16 protein-coding genes and 2 rRNA genes are annotated in these 19,016 nt (G+C 69.6%); 13 read left to right on the top strand and 5 right to left on the bottom strand.

The genetic code is table 11. The features are described 5' to 3' along the window. Both ACZ6SA_RS04680 and rrf read left to right on the top strand, forming a co-directional pair. Positions 1-90, top strand: a 23S ribosomal RNA gene (locus ACZ6SA_RS04680); the annotation flags it as partial. 80 nt (positions 91-170) lie between these two features. After that, a 5S ribosomal RNA gene (rrf, locus tag ACZ6SA_RS04675) occupies positions 171-287 on the top strand. A 219-nt stretch (positions 288-506) separates the two neighbouring features. Here rrf and ACZ6SA_RS04670 read toward each other — a convergent pair. Then, on the bottom strand, positions 507-1,985 hold the full coding sequence (locus ACZ6SA_RS04670) for a phosphodiester glycosidase family protein (protein WP_465826626.1): 1,479 nt from the start codon (positions 1,983-1,985) through the stop codon (positions 507-509). A 256-nt stretch (positions 1,986-2,241) separates the two neighbouring features. On the opposite strand from ACZ6SA_RS04670, the gene trpS reads away from it, so the two are divergent. Next, complete coding sequence (gene trpS, locus ACZ6SA_RS04665; RefSeq protein WP_347641400.1) at positions 2,242-3,204, top strand: tryptophan--tRNA ligase; 963 nt, start codon at positions 2,242-2,244, stop codon at positions 3,202-3,204. Here trpS and ACZ6SA_RS04660 read toward each other — a convergent pair. The 4 genes from ACZ6SA_RS04660 to ACZ6SA_RS04645 form a co-directional block, all read right to left on the bottom strand. Continuing rightward, positions 3,201-3,488 (bottom strand): hypothetical protein, encoded by a 288-nt coding sequence (locus ACZ6SA_RS04660; protein WP_465826624.1) that lies wholly within the window; start codon positions 3,486-3,488, stop codon positions 3,201-3,203. The genes trpS and ACZ6SA_RS04660 overlap by 4 nt on opposite strands. A 27-nt stretch (positions 3,489-3,515) precedes the next feature. Then, positions 3,516-5,132, bottom strand: coding sequence for a PucR family transcriptional regulator (locus ACZ6SA_RS04655; protein ID WP_347641402.1), 1,617 nt, complete (start codon positions 5,130-5,132; stop codon positions 3,516-3,518). Between the two features lie 65 nt (positions 5,133-5,197). Continuing rightward, positions 5,198-6,826: an AMP-binding protein gene (locus ACZ6SA_RS04650; protein ID WP_347641403.1), complete on the bottom strand. Its 1,629-nt coding sequence runs from the start codon at positions 6,824-6,826 to the stop codon at positions 5,198-5,200. A gap of 13 nt (positions 6,827-6,839) precedes the next feature. Next, complete coding sequence (locus ACZ6SA_RS04645; protein WP_347641404.1) at positions 6,840-7,538, bottom strand: TetR/AcrR family transcriptional regulator; 699 nt, start codon at positions 7,536-7,538, stop codon at positions 6,840-6,842. A 55-nt stretch (positions 7,539-7,593) separates the two neighbouring features. Here ACZ6SA_RS04645 and ACZ6SA_RS04640 point away from each other — a divergent pair, with 55 nt between their 5' ends. From ACZ6SA_RS04640 to ACZ6SA_RS04595, 10 genes are all read left to right on the top strand, one after another. Then, complete coding sequence (locus ACZ6SA_RS04640) at positions 7,594-9,063, top strand: MFS transporter (protein WP_347641405.1); 1,470 nt, start codon at positions 7,594-7,596, stop codon at positions 9,061-9,063. Between the two features lie 423 nt (positions 9,064-9,486). Beyond that, on the top strand, positions 9,487-10,992 hold the full coding sequence (locus tag ACZ6SA_RS04635; RefSeq protein ID WP_347641406.1) for an ATP-binding protein: 1,506 nt from the start codon (positions 9,487-9,489) through the stop codon (positions 10,990-10,992). Between the two features lie 55 nt (positions 10,993-11,047). After that, positions 11,048-11,455 carry a roadblock/LC7 domain-containing protein gene (locus ACZ6SA_RS04630; protein WP_347641407.1) on the top strand — a complete coding sequence of 136 codons (408 nt, stop codon included), beginning with the start codon at positions 11,048-11,050 and terminating at the stop codon, positions 11,453-11,455. Further along, positions 11,452-11,805 (top strand): DUF742 domain-containing protein, encoded by a 354-nt coding sequence (locus ACZ6SA_RS04625; RefSeq protein WP_347641408.1) that lies wholly within the window; start codon positions 11,452-11,454, stop codon positions 11,803-11,805. The genes ACZ6SA_RS04630 and ACZ6SA_RS04625 overlap by 4 nt, the downstream gene beginning before the upstream one ends. Then, on the top strand, positions 11,786-12,364 hold the full coding sequence (locus ACZ6SA_RS04620; RefSeq protein WP_347641409.1) for a GTP-binding protein: 579 nt from the start codon (positions 11,786-11,788) through the stop codon (positions 12,362-12,364). Before ACZ6SA_RS04625 ends, ACZ6SA_RS04620 begins: the two co-directional genes overlap by 20 nt. Continuing rightward, positions 12,361-13,686 carry a cytochrome P450 family protein gene (locus ACZ6SA_RS04615; protein ID WP_465826622.1) on the top strand — a complete coding sequence of 442 codons (1,326 nt, stop codon included), beginning with the start codon at positions 12,361-12,363 and terminating at the stop codon, positions 13,684-13,686. The genes ACZ6SA_RS04620 and ACZ6SA_RS04615 overlap by 4 nt, the downstream gene beginning before the upstream one ends. Continuing rightward, on the top strand, positions 13,590-14,810 hold the full coding sequence (locus ACZ6SA_RS04610; protein WP_347641411.1) for a cytochrome P450 family protein: 1,221 nt from the start codon (positions 13,590-13,592) through the stop codon (positions 14,808-14,810). The genes ACZ6SA_RS04615 and ACZ6SA_RS04610 overlap by 97 nt, the downstream gene beginning before the upstream one ends. 133 nt (positions 14,811-14,943) lie before the next feature. Further along, positions 14,944-16,224 (top strand): aspartate aminotransferase family protein, encoded by a 1,281-nt coding sequence (locus ACZ6SA_RS04605; protein WP_465826621.1) that lies wholly within the window; start codon positions 14,944-14,946, stop codon positions 16,222-16,224. Beyond that, positions 16,221-17,726, top strand: coding sequence for a CoA-acylating methylmalonate-semialdehyde dehydrogenase (locus tag ACZ6SA_RS04600; protein ID WP_347641413.1), 1,506 nt, complete (start codon positions 16,221-16,223; stop codon positions 17,724-17,726). Before ACZ6SA_RS04605 ends, ACZ6SA_RS04600 begins: the two co-directional genes overlap by 4 nt. A 108-nt stretch (positions 17,727-17,834) precedes the next feature. Next, positions 17,835-18,917 (top strand): extracellular solute-binding protein, encoded by a 1,083-nt coding sequence (locus tag ACZ6SA_RS04595; protein ID WP_465826619.1) that lies wholly within the window; start codon positions 17,835-17,837, stop codon positions 18,915-18,917. The last annotated feature ends 99 nt before the right edge of the window (positions 18,918-19,016 follow it).

Here is a 19,016-nt window from a genome sequence, read left to right as displayed (position 1 = left end):
TCCCGGTAGACGACCGGGTTGATAGGCCGGGTGTGGAAGCACGGTAACGTGTGGAGCTGACCGGTACTAATAGGCCGAGGACTTGACCACAAAGCATACTTTTCTAGTTTTTGCTCGCGTCCACTAGGCAATTCTGAGGCAGCAAACGGTGGTTTGTTGTTTCGTGGGGTTACGGCGGTTATGGCGGGAAGGAAACACCCGGTTACATTCCGAACCCGGAAGTTAAGCTTCTCTGCGCCGATGGTACTGCACTCGGGAGGGTGTGGGAGAGTAGGTCACCGCCGGACAATCTTTGTGGAGGGGGTTCCGACGCTGAGCGCGTCGGGACCCCCTCTTTTTGTGTTGGGCCACCTCCGCGGCCAGGCCGCGCCGAAGGCGCTTTTTGAACGCTCAAACGCTCAACTGGTAGTCCGGTGGGGCGACGCCTTGAGTGGCATCTGCGGCATCCGCGACGGATAAGGGACCCGGGCGTGGTGGCGCGGGTCCCTTACGGCTGGTTCCGGGCGTTACTTGGGCAGGACCAGGAGAGCGTCGCCGATGCCGCGTTCAGAGCCGTCAGAGGGCCGGTTGACGACCTTGTTGTCGACCACCATCGCCGTCGATCCGCCCCCGTCCAGGTTGATGGCCTGCTTGGCGCCGAGCCAGCGCATGAACTGGGCTGCCTCCACGAAGTTCGCGCCGACGGTCACTCCGGGCTGCCGGCCGTCGATGGCGGCCAGGATGAGGCTGCCGTTCCTGGTGGTGCCGAGGAGCGTGCGCGGGTGGCGGCGGAGGATCATGTTCATCGAGTCATGGCCGTCACGCTTGGCGGTGATCCTGACCTCGCCGTTGCGCACCAGCCCGACGCCGCCCGCGATGACGTTCAGCTCGGGGGTCAGCTTGAGTGCCTTGTCGGTGCGCAGGTCGACGACCTTGGTGTCGATCTTCACCTTCCAGCCCCGCCAGGCATGCTCGTCGAGCCAGTCGGCGCCCACGCCGTTGCCGTGCAGCACCCGCATGCCCTTGGTGATCTTTTTGCCGGAGGCACGCAGGCCGACGACCACGCCGTCGGCGTCGATCACGGCGTCGGTGCCGCCGGTGGGGGTCTTGGCGCCGTACTCCTCCGTGTAGAGGATCAGCTCGTCGGTGGCGGCGGCCCGGTTGACGCCGTTGACCTCGCTCTGCTCGCCGTCCTGCGAGATCGCGGTCACGGTCGTCCTCAGCTCGGTGATCCTGGCGGACCTGCCTCTGAGCACCACGGCCGAGCGGCCGGGGACGGCCTCGCTCAGGAGCTTGCCGTTCACCACGGACGCGCCGACGGGCTCGCCGCGCAGCGCCTTGGCGGTGTGGATGTTGAAGAAGCCGCCGTTGACGCCGACCAGCGCCTTGGCTGCCTTGGCCATCGACGAGACGGTTTCGCGCTTGGCCACGCTCTTGCCGAGCGAGGCCACGTACGAGCCGCGGAAGGTCTTCCTGTCGATCATGACGACTTTGACGTTCCAGGGGCCCGTGGTCTTGAGGCCGTCGTCGCCGAGGTAGTCGACCTTGACCTTCAGGTCGGCCTTCTTGAGTCGCTTGGCGGTCTTCTCGGCCTTCTTCTTGTCCTTGAAGGACCAGAGGCCGACCCGCACCATGTACACGGTCTGCGAGGGGGCGTCGGCGACGCCGGGCCTGATCACCTTCTGCAGGCTGGGGGTTTCTCCGGTGGCCTCCACCTCGGCCGCCTTGGCCTCGGCGGTCGGGAGGGTCCCGTAGTCGCGGCCTGACGGCATCAGCACGGTCACGGTGTAACCGTCGGTCGACGTGCCCGCCCGCACGTCGTACAGGTCGATGCCCTGTGCCACGGTCGTCGTCTTCTTGGTCGCCGCGGGCCGGGTGCCCAGCGGGAACTTGGCCGACGGAAACCTGACCGACGCCTGCTCGGCCGCGACGGACACGACCGGCAGCGTGGTGAGGGTGAGTGCCGCGGCTATGGCCAGGCCGCCGGCAAGGGTGCGTCGAGACATGAATTCTCCAGAGGGCGGTAAAAGGACCGCACCATCCTGACGAGATCAAGGTCTCTAAGGGAGGCGAACACGCGAAAGAAGTGGAGAGGTTACGAGATCGACACCATCAGTGGATACAATTCGGATATGACACAGAGCGGCATGTGGTGGTGGCCCGTAGACGGCCACTGATTCCCCATGTCCGGGCCGTCTCGAGACGGCCCGGTTAACGTGCGGGTTCTCTCCGGGACGGCATAAATCCCAAAGGAGAGACACCATGAAAGACGTCGTGCTCACGGGTGACCGTCCGACGGGGCCGCTGCACCTGGGCCACTATTTCGGTTCGCTGGCCAATCGCGTCCGGCTGCAGGACGTTCATCCCATGTACGTCCTGATCGCCGACTATCAGGTGATCACCGACCGCGACCTGCCCGGCCGGATCCAGCGGAACATCACCGAGCTGCTGCTCGACTACCTGGCGGTCGGGCTCGACCCGGCCAAGGTCACGATCTTCCGGCACAGCGCGGTCCCCGAGCTGAACCAGTTGCTGCTGCCGTTCCTCAGCCTGGTTTCGGTGGCGGAGCTGCAGCGCAACCCCACGGTGAAGGACGAGATCGCGCACAGCTCCCAGCGGGCGGTCAGCGGCCTGATGTTCACCTATCCGGTGCACCAGGCGGCCGACATCCTGTTCTGCAAGGGCACGTTGGTGCCCGTCGGCAAGGACCAGCTTCCGCACGTGGAGATGACGCGGCTGGTGGCGCGCCGCTTCAACGAGCGGTACGGCGAGGTGTTCCCCCTGCCCGAGGCCATGATGGGGGAGCATCCGCTGCTGAGAGGCCTCGACGGCGGCAAGATGAGCAAGAGCCGGGGCAACGCGATCACCCTGTCGGCCACCGAGGACGAGACGGCCGCTCTCATCCGCAAGGCCCGCACCGACTCCGACAGGCTGATCACGTTCGACGAGACGCACCGCCCCGAGGTGGCCAATCTGCTCACGCTGGCGGCTCTCTGCCTGGGCCGGTCACCGCAGGACGTCGCGGAGGAGATCGGGTACGGTGGCGCCGCCGCGCTCAAACGCCTGGTGACGGAGGCGGTCAACGAGTTCCTGCGCCCGATCAGGAAGCGCAGGAAGGAGCACTCGGAGCAGGACGTGCGGCAGATCCTGGCCGACGGTGACGAGCGGGCGCGCGAACGGGCGGTCGTCACCCTCGACGAGGTGCGGGCCGCGATGGGGTTCTAGCGACGTGGAGCGATGCCGCCCTCGACGGCGATCGTGGCGCGGCCCGACAGCACCGCGAAGATCTTGTCGGTCTCCACGTCCGTCACCACGCCGGGTGTGATCTCCCAGATGCCGTGGCCCCCGCCGAGCTCCAGTGAGGAGGCGGCGGGCGCGCCCGCCACGATCCGGCCGGGATCGAGCTCGTCCGGGGCCAGGCGCACGTCGTGGACGGGCACCGAGAAGGCTCCCGCGGTGGCGAGCATGCGGCCGAGATCGGCCAGATCGGGCATCAGCACATCAGACATATCGCCCATTCCAGCGCATCGGGAGGCTCACCGGCTCTCCCGGCGGAAGGACTCCAGGGCCAGCAGGGCCACATGGAGGGAAAGGCAGGACTCGACGTCGTCCAGATCGGTGTCCAGGATGCGTTCGAGGCGGCGCAGGCGGTCGTAGAAGGCGGGCCTGGACAGATGGGCCTTCTGTGCGGCGACCGCCTTGTTCCTGCCCGCGTCGAGATAGATGCGCAGGATGCGGGTGAGATCGCCGCCCCGCTGAGCGTCGTGGGCCAGCAGCGGGCCCAGCTCCCGCTCTGCGAAGGTCTGCAGCCTCGCGTCGTCGCGCAGCAGGTGGAGCAGGCCGCGCAGGCGCAGGTCGGGCAGCCGGTAGAAGGCTCGGCCGTCCGGCTGGCGGACCGCCACGTCGGCCACCTGCTCGGCTTCGAGAAAGCTGCGGCGTACGTCCCTGATGGACTCCACCAGCGAGCCCGCCGCCAGCACGAACGCCGAGCCGGGCCGCCACAGCCCGCGCAGCCGGTCGGCCAGCGCGGTCAGCGCCGCCTCGGCCTCGGCGCGCGGCGGCAGCGGCATCAGAACCCCGACGCGCTCCTGGTCGAGCGCTCCCACGAGGGCGGGCAGGCGCGCGTCGCGGCAGGCGGCGGCGGTCGCCTCGGCCAGCTCGCCGAGCAGCGCCTGGCCGTCCAGAGCCTGGTCCACCGGGTCGGTCGGCCTGATGACCACGCTGACCAGCTTGCGCCCGGTGAGCGGCACGCCGACCGCGCGGGCGCGGGCGGCGGCCTCCTCGGGATCGGCGTAGGCGTGGGTGAGGATGCCGGTGATGATCGTGCCATGCGCCTGGCGTTCGAGCGACTCCTGGTGGCGCTCCAGCAGGCGGCCCAGGGCGAGCGTGGTGGCGGCGCGCTCGGCCAGCACCATGTCGCGCGGGCTCGGCGAGGAGTCGCAGATGAGGATCAGCCGCCCCCAGTCCTGCCCGCGCGCGCCGACCGTGGTGACCAGCCATCCCGAGGCGGCGTCGTACGCGGTGCGTTCGGCCGGGGCCACCGCCCTGGACCGGCTCTCCCACCCCGCCAGCAGGGCGCCCGTGTCGCGGCCGGCGGACTCGCAGGCCAGCACCTGGTGGGCGAGGTTCTCCAGCAGCACGGGCCGGCCGGACAGCCTGGCCACCTGGGCCAGCACCTCGGCGGGCGAGGCGCCTTCGACCGACAGCTCGGTGAAGACCTCGTGCAGCTGCTCGGAGGCTCGCAGCTCCTCCAGCTGGATGTCGATGATCCGGGCGTGCACGGACTCGGTGATCTGGACGAACGGCGTCTCGCGGGTCAGCACGACGACCGGCAGGCCGTGCTCCTCGGCGGTTTTGACCACGGCGCGGGGCAACTCGCGGACGAACTTGCGGCCCAGCTCCACGATCAGGCCCGAGGCGCCCACAGAGGAGAGCTCGCCGATGTAGTCGGCGAGCTTCTCCGGGTCGTCGGGGAGCGCGACGCCCGTGGTGAGGACGAGCTCCCCGCCGCGCAGGAGATGAGCGATGTCGGCGATCTCACCGACGTGCACCCACCGCACCTTGGTGTCGAGCCGGTCGGCGCCCGCGACCACGCGCGGGTTGCCCCGGCGCACGGTCTCCAGGGCGAGGACGTCGGCGATGGTGGGCAACACGGGGCAGAGCCTAGCTGATCAGCCTGTAAGAACGGGTAAAGGGGGATTTACACTGTGAGTTCTTGTCATGGCGTCAGGTCCTCCTCGCGGAACTCGTGGCGAGGCTGGCGTACCCGCAGCTCAACCCGCCGGATCTTGCCGGAGATGGTCTTCGGCAGCTCGTCGAACTCCAGCCGCCGCACCCGCTTGAACGGCGCCAGCTCCCGGCGGCAGTGCTCGAAGATCGCCCGTGCGGTCGTCTCGTCCGGTTCGAAACCGGGCGCGAGCGTCACGTAGGCCTTCGGCACGGCCAGCCGCACCGGGTCGGGGGCGGGGACCACGGCGGCCTCCGCCACGGCGGCGTGCTCCAGCAGGACGCTCTCCAGCTCGAACGGCGAGATGCGGTAGTCGGAGGCCTTGAAGACATCGTCGGTGCGGCCGACGTAGGTGATGTAGCCGTCCTGGTCGCGGGTGGCGACGTCGCCGGTGTGGTAAAAGCCGTCGCGCATGGCTTCACTGGATCCACCGACATATCCGGACATGAGGCCTAGGGGGCGGCGATCGTCCAGCGGCAGGCAGATCTCACCGTCGTCTCCCTGCTCGCCCGAGACCGGGTCGATGAGCACCACCTCGTAGCCCGGCAGCGGCCGCCCCATCGAGCCAGGCCTGACCGGGTCGTCCGGCGCGTTGCCGATCTGCGCGGTGGTCTCGGTCTGCCCGTAGCCGTCCCTGATGGTGATGCCCCACGCCTTGGCCACCTGGTCGATGATCTCCGGGTTGAGCGGCTCGCCGGCGGCCACGGCCGTGCGCAGCGGCAGCCGCCAGGCCGCGAGGTCCTCCTGGATGAGCATCCGCCACACGGTCGGGGGCGCGCAGAACGTGGTGACCTGCTCGTCCCGCAGCACCTCCAGCAGGGCGCGGGCGGAGAAGCGCTGGTAGTCGTGGATCAGCACGGTGGCGCCGGCGTTCCAGGGGGCGAACACGTTGCTCCACGCGTGCTTGGCCCAGCCCGGGGACGACACGTTGAGGTGCACGTCGCCCGGCCGCAGGCCGATCCAGAACATGGTCGACAGGTGCCCGGCGGGATAGGAGGCGTGCGTGTGCTCGACCAGCTTCGGTTGCGAGGTCGTGCCGGAGGTGAAGTAGAGCAGGAGCGTGTCCTGTGCCCGGGTGGGCCCGTCGGGGACGAAGTGCTCGGGCGCTTCGTACGACTCGTGGTAGGCCAGCCAGGTGTAGGCGTCACCGACGGCGATCTTCGTGTATTCGCCGCCCGTGAACTTGCCCGCGTCGGCCGCGTTGGCGATCACGTGGGCGACGCCGCCGCGCTCGATGCGCTCCGTGATGTCCTTCGCGGTCAGCAGCGTGGTGGCGGGAATGATGACCGCGCCCAGCTTCGTGGCCGCCAGCAGCGACTCCCACAGCTCGGCCTGGTTGCCCAGCATGAGCAGGATCCGGTCGCCGCGCCGCACGCCCTGCTGGTGCAGCCAGTTGGCGACCTGGTTGGAGCGGGCCGACAACTCCGCGAAGGTGTAGGAGGCGCTGCTCGCGCCGACGATCCTCAGCGCGACGGCGCCGGGTGTCTCCGCGGCCAGCACCCCGTCGAACCAGTCGAGCGCCCAGTTGAACTCCGACGGCTCCGGCCAGCGGAAGTCGCGGCGCGCGGTGTCGGGGTCGGAGCCGAGAAGGAAGTCACGGGCGGCGCGGAAATCGCTCATGTCTCGGATCCTGCTACGTCGCCAGCCGCCGCTCAAGGCCGTCGAGCATCGACACGAGCCCGAAGTCGAAACTCATCTCCCGCATCGCCATCGGGTCGTCGTAGTCGTCCATGTTGATGCGCTCCAGCATGTCGGGGTGACCTGCGGCGGCCCTGGCGACCGCGGCGCGCATCTCGTCGGGGTCGTACTGGGCGCCCATCGTGGCGTTCCAGGCGGTCTCGGGGATCGTCATGCCGAACACGTAGGCGGTCAGCGTGGCGTTGGCGAAGTCGATGGCCGGCCCGGTGAACCCGGCCGCCTTGAACATCTTGCGCATGCGGTCGGCGACCTCCATCGCGTGCGGGCCGAGCGCGGGCAGGCGGCCGATGAGGTCGGCCGACCACGGGTGGCGCAGGACCACCTGGCGCATGCCGTGGGCCAGGGCCGAGGCGGAGTCGCGCCAGCCCACCCGGCCGGGATCGGGGACGGTCATCTCACCCCACACCTCGTCGTAGGCCAGCTCCAGCAGCTCGTCCTTGGTGGCGACGTACCAGTAGAGGCTGGTGGCGCCGGCGCTGAGCTTGGCGCCGAGCTTGCGCATGCTCAGCCCGCTGAGCCCCTCCTGGTCGAGCATCTCCACGGCGGCTCTGACGATCTCCTCGCGGCTGCGACCGGGAGTGGTCGCCTTGCGCGGCTCGCGGAGCCATACGGAGGTGAACTGCTTGCCGGTCATGCGCCCATGATAAAAGCACTCGCACACCGTACGAGGTTTGTCGTACGGTGTGCGAGTGAACTCGAACGCTGTACGAGACCCCCGTCGGTGGTGGACTCTCGTCGTCCTGTGCCTCTCGCTGCTGGTGCTGACCGTGGACGGCACCGTGCTCAACCTGGCGATCCCGTCGCTGATCGAGGAACTCGGCGCCACGTACTCCGACATCCAGTGGATCCTGGACGCCTACGTGCTCGTCTTCGCTGGCCTGCTGCTGACCGCGGGCAGCCTGTCCGACCGGTACGGGCGCAGAAGGTTCCTGGTCATCGGCCTGGCCTTCTTCGGCGGGGCGTCGCTGCTCGCGGTGCTGGCCAGCGAGCCGTGGCAGGTGATCGGCGCGCGGGCCCTGATGGGCGTCGGCGGATCGATCCTGATGCCCTCGACGCTGTCCATCCTCATGACCGTCTTCGCCGAGGACGAGCGGCGCAAGGCCATGGCCATCTGGGGCAGCGTCGCCATGCTCGGCGTGATCGCGGGGCCGACGCTGGGCGGCTTCATGCTGGAGCACTACTGGTGGGGCTCGGTCTTCCTGCTGAACATCCCGATCGCGGCGGTGGCCATCATCGCCGCCTACGTCCTGATGCCGGAGACCCGCAGCGGCGGGCGGAAGATCGATCCGGTCGGCGTGGTGCTGTCGATCGCCGGCCTGACCGCGGGCGTCTACGTCATCATCGAACGCGAGTGGAACCCGCTGGTCATCGCCCTCGCCGTGATCGCCCTGGCCGCCTTCGTGTTCTGGGAGCGCCGCTCCGAGCACCCGATGTTGCCGCTGGCGCTGTTCAGGAACCGCAACTTCGGCGGCGCCTCCTTCTCGATCCTGCTCATGTCGTTCGGCGCCGGCGCGGTCATGCTGATGCTGACGCAGTACCTGCAGTTCGTGCTGGGCTACGGCGAACTGCGGGCCGGGCTCGCCATGCTGCCGCAGGCCGCCGCCGCGGTGCTGTTCAACGGGATCGGCGCGGGGCTCGGGAAGAAGGTGAGCAACCGGATGCTGGTCTCGGGCGGTCTGCTCGTCATGGCCGCCGGCTTCGTGGTGATGGCGAGTACCACCGGCTACCTGCCGCTGATGTGCGCCCTCGTGCTGATGGGCGCTGGTGGAGGGCTGGCCGGGCCGTCGGCGTACGCGTCGCTGATGGGGGCGATCCCGCTGGAGCACGCCGGTGTCGGATCGGCGCTCAACGACACCGTCCAGCAGGTGGGCCTCGCCCTGAGCATCGCCGTCCTGGGCAGCGTGCTGGCCGGGGTGTTCACCTCGTCCATGCCCGACGGCGTGCCCGCGGCGGCTCGGGAGTCGGTCGGCGAGGCGTTCAGGCTCGGCATGGTGGAGCCCGCCAGGGAGGCGTTCACCACCGCGATGCACGTCGGGTCGTGGGTGGGGGCCGGGTTCACCGTGGCCGCCGCGCTGCTCGCGTTCACGGTGTTGCGGCCCGCCGCCGGCCCGGCCTCCGACGCCGTCGAGGCACGCGAGCCCGCCGCCGAAGGGGTCTAGCGGAAACGCGACTCCCCGGCGATTTTCGGACAGAAGAGACAGGCCCGCTGGATGTCAGCGGGCCTGGCCTTCGGTGGCGCCGCGGCAGGAATTTCTTCGGCCCCGCCAAAGGAGAAAATCGGACAATATGTACGAACTCAACGCAATGATGCCTTTACATGCGGTTGACTATCATGACTAAACGGGAATACTGGTTTACCCGTTGACCGTCGTTCGACTGAGACCGAGGGTGCCATGTCGCTTGGCCTCGCCCTACCCCAGGCAGAGCCGCACCAGGCACGCAGTCGTGCCGACGTCGCGGAGAGGCGGGGTCCACACCGACATGGTCCATGCCGGACGTCGTGCTGATTCCGCCACGCGCCGCTAGCAGATTCTTCGGCGGTTGACATTTTCCGCCGGCTCTCCTCGACCTCAGGACTTGTCATGCCGCCAGACTCCTTCAGCGTCCCGATAACGCTCATCGCCCTTGGCCTCCTCATCGCCCTCGTGGGTGTCGTGCTCCTCCACCTGCGCGTACGCCGCGATCTCGCCCAGGCCCGCGGGCAGCTCGGTCAGGCCCGGCAGGAACACCGGCACCGGACGCACGAGACCAGCGCCGGCCAGCAGCGGCTGGCCCGGGCGGAGCGCCAGATCCAGGAGAGCGCGGAGCAGCTGCGCGAGGCGCGCGCGCAGCACGAACTCGTGCGCGCCGAGACCGAGCACCTGATCACGAGGCGGATTCCCGCCCTGCTGTCCCACCTGCGTACCCCCCACGTGGTCGTGCCCGGCGTGCAGGAGCCGGCACTCGCCGGCACCGACGTCGACAGGCAGCACAGCGCCCTGCTCGACGCGTTCGCCCGCGGCCTCAGAGAGGAAGGCGAGCGCATCGACGAAGCGGCCCAGGCGGTCATCAGAGGCGCGATGTCCCGCGTGCAGACCCAGGCGCTGCGCGGCCAGGACCTGCTCGCCGGCGTGCAACAGCGCTACAGCGGCGACGAGCACACCGCACTCCTGCGCGAGGTGCTGGGACTGGACATGTTCAACGAACTGATCATCCGTCGCGTGCAGGTGACCGGCATCGCGTGCGGCGCCACGCCCGGCCTGTCGCGTGACGACACGTATCTGGTGGACCTGGTGGTGGGCGCCATCTCCCGGGTGGAGAACTTCGAGCAGCGCATCGAAGGCCCGGCCAACCACCTGCGCCGCCGGATCGGGGTCGCCGCCCGCGCCGCGGAGTCGATCCTGTTCATCACCGCCGAGCTGCTGGCCAACGCGGTCCACCACTCCTACGGCACGCTCAAGGTGACCATCGCCGTGCACGAGACCAACAGCGGCGCCGCCATCGTCATCGACGACGCCGGTGTCGGCCTCAACGAGGAGCAGTACGCCCGCGCCACCCGCCTGCTGAGCGGCACCCAGCCGATCCGCCTGGTCGACCTCGGCAACCCTCCCCGAACCGGCTGGGCCGCCATCGGCCGCCAGGCCGCGCACTACGGCCTGCAGGTCACGGTCAAGAAGAGCGCCTTCGGCGGCGTACAGGCCGTGCTGACCGTCCCCGCCGCCCTGCTGGTGGAGATGCCGGAGAACACCCGGCCGTCGGTGCTGGCGCCCGAGCCGGTCCGCGCGTCGGTCCCGGCCGGCCAGCATGAGCCGCTGCCGGCGGCGTCGCGGCTGGAACCGGTCGGCTCCCCCGCGGGAACCGACTTCGTGACCGCGCCGCAACAACGGTCGGCGGAGGACCTGGCGCCGCTCCCGCAGCGCCGCCGCCAGCCGCCGCACGCCACGTCCGGCTCCGGGCGCGGTGGAGGCGGCTCCCAGGGCCATGAAAGCCGCACGCTCACCACCCCGGAGGAAGCCCAGAAGCGGTGGGGAGACTTCCAGATCGGAGCCGAAGCGGGCCGCCGTGAGGCGTATCCGACCGAGCCGCACGACGCCACCGAAGGGAATTGACCGTTCCATGGACGCTCACAGCGCTTCAAGCCGTGTTCCGACCAAGGGTCGCGCGTTGTCCCTCGACGTGTCCTGGGTCCTGTCACCTCTCCTGGCACTGCCCGGAGTCACGCGAGGTGTGGTGCTGAGCCGTGACGGGCTGATCCTCGGCGGCTCGGCCGATGTGACGACCGAGAGCGGCGAGCGCGCCGCCGCCATGACGAGCTCCGTCCTGGGGGCCGCCCGCGCCCTGTGCGAGGGCCTCAGCGGCGGCACCGACGAGGGGGTGGAGGACATCGTCATCTCCGCCGGCAGCGGCTACTACTACATCGCCCCGGCCGGCGACCGCGCCGCCATCGTGGTCGCCGCCACCGGAGCCGTCAACATCGGCGCGCTGGCCTACGAGGTGCAACTGCAGGTGCAGAAGCTGATCAAGGCCCTCGACGAAGCCAGCGCGGCCAGGGTGCCGGGCGTCCGGACGTGACCTCCGGACGGCAAAGGCGGCGGGTCGTCCCGGACTACATGGCCGCCGCGAGGCTGACCGTGCCCGAACACATCGATGTCGAGCGCACGACCCTGGTCTACATCGCACCCGACGCCGCCACCAACGGGCTGGACCCACCCGGGTCGCATCTGCTGGCCCTGTTGCAGGACGGGCCGCTGTCGGTGTACGAGTGCGCCGCGCACCTCGGCCTCCCGTACTGCGTGGTGCGGTTGCTGGTCGCCGGACTGGTCGGCAGCGGAACGCTGCTGGCCCGCAATCCGCCGGTGGCCACCAGCCTGCCCGACATCGAGATCTTGGAGTTGGTACTCAGTGGCCTCCGCGCTCTCTGACAGCCGTGTCAGTGCCGAGCACATCCCGGTCAAGCTGGTCATCGCAGGGCCGTTCGGCGTGGGCAAGACGACCATCGTCAGCGCGCTCTCGGAGATCAAACCCCTCAACACGGAGGAGGTGCTCACCCAGGCGGGCACGCTGGTCGACGACCTCACCGGCGTGAACGAGAAGACCACCACGACCACCGCGATCGACTTCGGGCGCCTCACCCTGCCCGGGGCCGTGCTCTACCTGTTCGGGGCGCCGGGACAGACCCGCTTCCAGGTCCTGTGGGACGAGCTCGTACGCGGCGCGCTCGGGGTCCTGGTGCTGGCGGACACCCGCCGGATCGACGAGAGCTTCGCCGTCCTCGACCTGGTGGAGAGCGCGGGCATCCGTTACGCGGTGGCCGTCAACCATTTCCCCGACTCGCCGGACTACCCGTTGGAGTCCGTGCGCAAGGCGCTCGACCTGGACCCGCGCACGCCGCTGATGGTGTGCGACGCCCGCGACCCCGCCTCCGCCCGCGCCTCGCTGATCGCACTGGTGGAGCACGTCAGAGAGCTGGTGTTGTCATGACCCTGCGCTACATGCCCGACGCCGGGCGCCTGTACGGGCCCGAGTACGCCAGAGACCCGCAGGCGATCTACGCCCAGCTGCGCGTGCGGCACGGCGCGGTCGCGCCCGTGGAGATAGCCCCGAGCATCGAGGCCCACCTGGTGATCGGTTACCGGGCCGCCCTGGACGTGCTCACCAACGTCGGCGGCGTCTGGAGCAAGAACTCCAGCGCCTGGCAGGAACGGCTCCCCGACACCCCGGAGGCCGCGGGGGCGATCGCCATGCTCGGCCGCCGGCCGAACGCGCTGTTCTCCGACGGCGCCGAGCACGCCCGCTACCGGAAGGTCATCTCCGACTGCTTCGAGCAGATCCAGCCGCACAAGCTGCGCCAGATGGTGAGCGAGGTGTCGGACTCGCTCATCAGCCAGTTCGCCGCGAAGGGCGAGGCCGACCTGGTCGCCGACTTCGCCCGGCTCATCCCGGTCCGCATCTTCAACCGGCTCTTCGGGCGGCCGGACGCCGACAGCGCCGGTCTGACCCAGGCCCTGTCGGACATGATGGAGGCCGACGGCGAGACGGGCGCGCGGGGCAGCGACGCGTTCGGCCGCTACATCGGCGAGCTGATCCATACCAAGCACACCAAGCGGGGCGAGGACCTGACCTCCTGGCTCATCGACCATCCGGCCGCGCTGCAGCCCGAGGAGCTGGGGGAGACCCTCGTGCTGGTGATGGCCGCCGCCTACGAGCCCACGGCCAATCTGATCTCCAACACGATCTCCCGGATGGTCAGCGACGACCGCTACTTCAGCTCGCTCACCAACGGCGCGCTCAGCACGTACGACGCCCTCATGGAGGCCCTGCGCGCCGAGCCCGCGATGTCGAACTACGGCCCGTACTTCGTGCGCCAGCCCGTGCACTTCCACGGCACCTGGATCCAGCCGGCCGAACTGGTCCTCGTCTCCTACGCCGCGGCCAACACCGAGCCCACCAACGTTCCCGAGGAGCTGCGCTCCGACGGCGGCGCGTACCTGGGCTTCGGCGCCGGGGCGCACCGCTGCCCGGCCAGCGACCCGGCCGTGCTCATCGCCATGACCGCGATCGAACGCCTGACCTCTCACCTGTGCGACCTCGAACTGACCGTGCCCCGCGAGGAGCTGCCGTGGCGCCCCGGCCCGTTCCATCGCGCGCTGGCGCACCTGCCGGTGAGCTTCACCCCGATCCGCCCCGACCAACCAGGAGATTCTCCGTGGGCAATGCAGCCCCTGTCGTCCTCGACCCCTTCGGCACCGACCTCTCCGGCGAGGTCCGTCGACTACGTGACCTCGGCCCCCTGGTCCTCGTAGAGCTCACCGGAGGCATCCCTGCCTGGGCGGTCACCCGGCACGACCTGCTCAAGCAGCTGATCCTCGATCCGCTGGTGAGCAAGGACAAGCGGCACTGGCGGTTGCTGCCCCAGGCGATGGAAGAGCCCGGCTGGAGGTGGATCATGACCTGGATCGGCGTGTCGAACATGCTCAGCGCCTATGGCGAGGAGCACCGGCGTCTGCGCAAGCTGATCGCCCCGAGCTTCACCGCGCGCCGTACCAAGGCCATGCAGCCGATCGTCGATGGCCTCGTCGCGGAGCTGCTGGACGCCATGGCCGCGCAGCCGCCGGGCCGCCCCGTCGACCTCCGCAGCGCCTACGCCCACCCGCTGCCGATGCGGGTGATCTGTGAGCTGTTCGGCGTCCCCGCGCACATGCGGGCGGAAATGGCCCAGATCATGGAAGCCATCATGGACACCACCCTCACGCCGGAGCAGGCGGAGGCCACGGCCGTCCAGATCGGCACCGTGCTCCCCGGCCTGGTCGCCTACAAGCGGGAGCACCCGGGCGACGACCTGACCACCGAGCTGATCAACGTTCGTGACAGCGGCGACTCGCTCAGCGACGACGAGTTGCGCGACACCCTGCTGCTCCTCATCGCGGCCGGGCACGAGACCACCGTCAACCTGATCGGCAACGCGGTGCACGCCCTGCTCACCCATCCGGACCACCTCAGACGGGTCCTGTCGGGAGAGATCTCCTGGGAGGCGGTGATCGAGGAGACGCTGCGCTGGTCGCCGTCGATCGCCAACCTGCCGCTGCGGTTCGCCATCGAGCCGATCGAGATCGGCGGGGTACGGATCGAGGCGGGCGACGCGATCATCACCAGCTACATGGCGGCCGGGCACGACCCCGACCAGCACGGCCAGGACGCCGACCGGTTCGACCCGACCAAGGACCACGGTGAGCACCTGGCGTTCGGCATCGGCGTGCACCGCTGCATCGGGGCGCCGCTCGCCCGCCAGGAGGCGCTCGCCGCCCTGCCCGCGCTGTTCGCCCGGTTCCCGGACCTCCGCCTGGCCGTGCACGAGAGCGAGGTGCCCCACGTCCCGTCCTTCATCGCGCACGGCTGGGGCAGCCTGCCGCTCCTGCTGGGCCGCTGACGCGCGCGGAGGCAGGGGCCGGCCCGCTCCTGCCTCCATCGCCTGCTCGCGGTTACACTGTGTAACTCGATTCGCTCCTACGCCGACACTCTGGAGATAGGAGGATGAGGGCGAAAAAGGAATACTCGGGAGCATGTCGGAGCTTCTCGCGCGCCATCGGGCAGTGATGCCTGCCTGGCTGGCGCTCAACTACACCGAGCCCATCGAGATCGTCAGCGGCAAGGGCAACCGCGTCATCGACGGCGACGGCAAGAGCTATCTCGACTTCTTCGCCGGCATCCTGACCAACATGATCGGGTACGACGTGCCCGAAGTGCGCGAAGCCGTCGAACGCCAGCTCGCCACGGGCGTGGTGCACACCAGCACCGCCTACCTGCTGCGCGGCCAGGTCGAGCTGGCCGAGAAGATCGCGCGGCTCTCCGGCATCCCCGACGCCAAGGTCTTCTTCACCAACTCCGGCACCGAGGCCAACGAGACCGCCCTCCTGCTGGCCACGTACGCGCGCAAGAGCGACCAGGTGTTCGCGATGCGCCAGAGCTACCACGGGCGCAGCTTCGGCGCGATCAGCGTCACCGCCAACCGGGCGTGGAAGAACAACTCGCTCTCCCCGCTCAACGTGCACTTCCTGCACGGCACCGACCGGCACCTCACCCAGTTCGCGGGCCTGTCGGACGCCGACTACGTCAAGGCGTGCGTCGACGACCTGCGCCACGTGCTGGCCACCTCCGTCTCCAACGACGTGGCCGCGCTGATCGCCGAGCCGATCCAGGGCGTGGGCGGGTTCACGATGGCCCCGGACGGGCTGTTCGCCGCGTACAAGGAGGTGCTCGACGAGCAGGGCATCCTGTTCGTCTCGGACGAGGTGCAGACCGGGTGGGGCCGCACCGGCAGCGCGTTCTTCGGCATCCAGAACCACGGCGTCACCCCCGACATGCTCACGTTCGCCAAGGGGCTGGGCAACGGCTTCGCCGTCGGCGGCGTCGTGGCGCGCGGCGACCTGATGGACGCTCCGCACGCGGTCGGCCTGTCGACGTTCGGCGGCAACCCGATCTCCATGGCCGCCGCCAACGCCACTCTCGACTTCGTGCTCGACCACGACCTGCAGGCCAACGCGGCGCGTACCGGCGCCATCATCATCAAGGGCCTCAAGGAGGCGGCCGAGCGGCTGCCCGTGGTCAAGGAGGTGCGGGGCAAGGGCCTGATGTTCGCCGTCGAGCTCGAAAGCCCCGCGCAGGCGTCGCGCTTCATGGAGGAGACCAAGAAGGCGGGCCTGCTGGCGGGCAAGGGCGGTTTGTACGGCAACGCCATCCGCATGGCGCCGCCCCTCACCCTCACGGTGGACGAGGCCGTCGAAGGGCTCGGCATCATCGTCACCGCACTGGAAACCATCAACGCGGAGGCAGCAGCTCAGTGAAGTCGGTCAAGCACTGGATCAACGGGGCGCTCGCGGACGGCGACGACCGTACCGCCGAGCTCTTCGACCCCGCCACCGGCGAGGTCAGCGGGCACGTGGCGCTGGCGTCGGCGGCCGACGTGGACGCGGCCGTGGCGGCCGCCGCGGCCGCGTTCCCCGCCTGGCGGGACGCGTCCCTGATGAAGCGGTCGCAGGTGTTGTTCCGCTTCCGCGAGCTCATGTACGCCCACCGCGACGAGCTGGCGGCGCTGATCTCGTCCGAGCACGGCAAGGTGCACTCCGACGCGCTCGGCGAGGTGGCGAGAGGCCTGGAGGTCGTGGAGTTCGCCTGCGGCATCCCGCACCTGCTCAAGGGCGGCTTCTCCGAGGGCGTCTCGACCCGGGTCGACTCCTACTCGATCCGCCAGCCGCTGGGCGTGGTGGCCGGGATCACGCCGTTCAACTTCCCCGCCATGGTGCCGATGTGGATGTACCCGATCGCGATCGCGTGCGGGAACACGTTCGTGCTCAAGCCGTCGGAGAAGGACCCCTCGGCGTCGCTGCTGATGGCCCGGCTCTGGCAGGAGGCGGGGCTGCCCGACGGCGCGTTCAACGTCGTGCAGGGCGACAAGGTCGCCGTGGACCGCCTGCTGGAGCACCCCGGCGTGCGCGGCGTCTCCTTCGTCGGCTCCACCCCGATCGCGCGCCACGTCTACGAGACGGGCACCGCGCACGGCAAGCGGGTGCAGGCGCTCGGCGGCGCCAAGAACCACATGCTCGTGCTCCCCGACGCCGACCTCGACCTGGTGGCCGACTCGGCGGTGTCGGCCGGGTTCGGCTCGGCGGGGGAACGCTGCATGGCGATCTCGGTCGTGCTGGCGGTCGACCCGGTCGGCGACGAGCTGGTGGAGAAGATCGTCGAACGGGTCGGCCGGCTGGTGATCGGCCCAGGCGACGACCCGAGGTCGCAGATGGGGCCGCTGGTCACCGAGGCGCACCGCGACAAGGTCGCCTCCTACCTCGACCTGGGGGTCGAGGAGGGCGCCAAGCTGGTCGTCGACGGCCGCGAGACGGCGGTGCTCGGCGGCGGCAAGGCCGCTGAGACACCCGGCTTCTGGCTCGGCCCGACGGTGCTCGACCACGTGCCTCCTGGCTCGCGTACGCACCACGACGAGATCTTCGGCCCGGTGTTGTCGATCGTGCGCGTCGGCTCGTACGAGGAGGGCCTGGAGCTGATCAACGGCGGCGAGTACGGCAACGGCACCGCGATCTTCACCAACGACGGCGGCGCCGCCCGGCGTTTCCAGAACGAGGTCGAGGTCGGCATGGTCGGCATCAACGTGCCCATCCCGGTGCCGATGGCCTTCTACAGCTTCGGCGGCTGGAAGTCCTCGCTGTTCGGCGACACGCACGTGCACGGCACCGAGGGCGTGCACTTCTACACCCGCGGCAAGGTCGTCACGTCCCGCTGGCTCGACCCGTCGCACGGCGGCGTGAACCTGGGCTTCCCCACGAACGGGTAACCCGCGATTCCGGACGGGAGGGATGCGCGTCCCTCCCGTCCCGCTCCCCGGTAAGCTCCCAGCAGACGGACAAGGGGGGACATCGTGGATCGTCGTCGCACTTATGCCTTGGCGATCGCCGCATCGGCGCTGGTCGTCGGCATGGGAGCGGCGAGGCCCACACCGGCGCCGAGCCCGACCGCCAGCCCCACTGCCAGCCCGACGGCGACGCAGAGCGACGGCACGCTGCAGATCCTCACCTACCGGGGCTACGCCGAGTACGGCGGCACCAGCCCCAAGGTCAACTGGACGGGCGCGTTCGAGAAGGAGACCGGCTGCCGGATCGCCAAGCTCGACACCGTGCAGACCTCCGAGGAGATGGCCGAGAAGGTCACCCAGCGGCCCTACGACGTGATCTCCGCCGGGCCGGTGCTGGCGGCCGACCTGATCGCGAAGAAGCAGGTGCAGGCCGTCGATCCGGCCAAGGTCGCCGGGTACGACGACATCGACGAGCGCTTCCGCGACATGTCCACCGTGTCGGGCAAGGTCTACGGCGTGCCCTACCTGTGGGGATACCACGAGTTCATCTACGACTCGGGCCGGGTCGAGGGCGGCGACCTCGGGCAGGTGTTCGCCTCCGAGCGGGTCGCGCTCAGGGACACCCCGCTCACGATCGCCGACGCGGCCATGGCCGGTGACACGGCGGATGAGCCGTACGAGCTGACCGAGAAGCAGCTCGACGCGACGATGACGATGCTGGAACGCAACAAGGACCGGGTCTACTGGCGTAACCCGATCGACCTGGTCAAGGGGTTCGCCACCGGGTCCCTCGACTATGCCCAGGCCACCCCCTACTACCGGATGTTGCTGCAGAAGGCGGGAAAGCCGATCAAGGCCGTGCACACCCGCGAGACCACCGGATGGGTCGATTCCTGGATGCTCGGCGCGAACGTGCCCGACACCACCTGCGCTTATCGGTGGCTCAACTGGGTGACCGCGCCCGACGCGCAGCGCGACGCCGCCGCGTGGGTGGGGCTGGCGCCAGCCAACGACAAGGCGTGCAAGGGGCGGGCCAGGCAGATGTGCGAGGCCTACGGCGCCGGCGAGGACAAGAAGCTCGACCACATCGCCTTCGCGGTACGGCCGCCGGCTTGCGGGGAATGTACGGACTATGACGCCTGGACCGAACGGTGGCGCGAGCTGGCCGAATGAGGAGTGCAGGCGCCGGACCTGACCTGCCGTGCCGCGGGCGCGCCCCCTCCCCCCGCTGGGCGTGACCTGCAGAGACGCCCTGGGCCTTCCCCCTCTGTC

It is taken from the genome of Nonomuraea sp. NPDC049378 (genome assembly GCF_055586745.1).
This window is presented reverse-complemented; position numbering and strand designations above follow the sequence as displayed.

Excerpts from the sequence above, each read along its gene's own strand:
- ACZ6SA_RS04670 (WP_465826626.1), bottom strand. The coding sequence starts at position 1,985 with ATGTCTCGACGCACCCTTGCCGGCGGCCTGGCCATAGCCGCGGCACTC.
- trpS (WP_347641400.1), top strand. The coding sequence starts at position 2,242 with ATGAAAGACGTCGTGCTCACGGGTGACCGTCCGACGGGGCCGCTGCAC.
- ACZ6SA_RS04660 (WP_465826624.1), bottom strand. The coding sequence starts at position 3,488 with ATGTCTGATGTGCTGATGCCCGATCTGGCCGATCTCGGCCGCATGCTC.
- ACZ6SA_RS04650 (WP_347641403.1), bottom strand. The coding sequence starts at position 6,826 with ATGAGCGATTTCCGCGCCGCCCGTGACTTCCTTCTCGGCTCCGACCCC.
- ACZ6SA_RS04645 (WP_347641404.1), bottom strand. The coding sequence starts at position 7,538 with ATGACCGGCAAGCAGTTCACCTCCGTATGGCTCCGCGAGCCGCGCAAG.
- ACZ6SA_RS04635 (WP_347641406.1), top strand. The coding sequence starts at position 9,487 with ATGCCGCCAGACTCCTTCAGCGTCCCGATAACGCTCATCGCCCTTGGC.
- ACZ6SA_RS04615 (WP_465826622.1), top strand. The coding sequence starts at position 12,361 with ATGACCCTGCGCTACATGCCCGACGCCGGGCGCCTGTACGGGCCCGAG.
- ACZ6SA_RS04605 (WP_465826621.1), top strand. The coding sequence starts at position 14,944 with ATGTCGGAGCTTCTCGCGCGCCATCGGGCAGTGATGCCTGCCTGGCTG.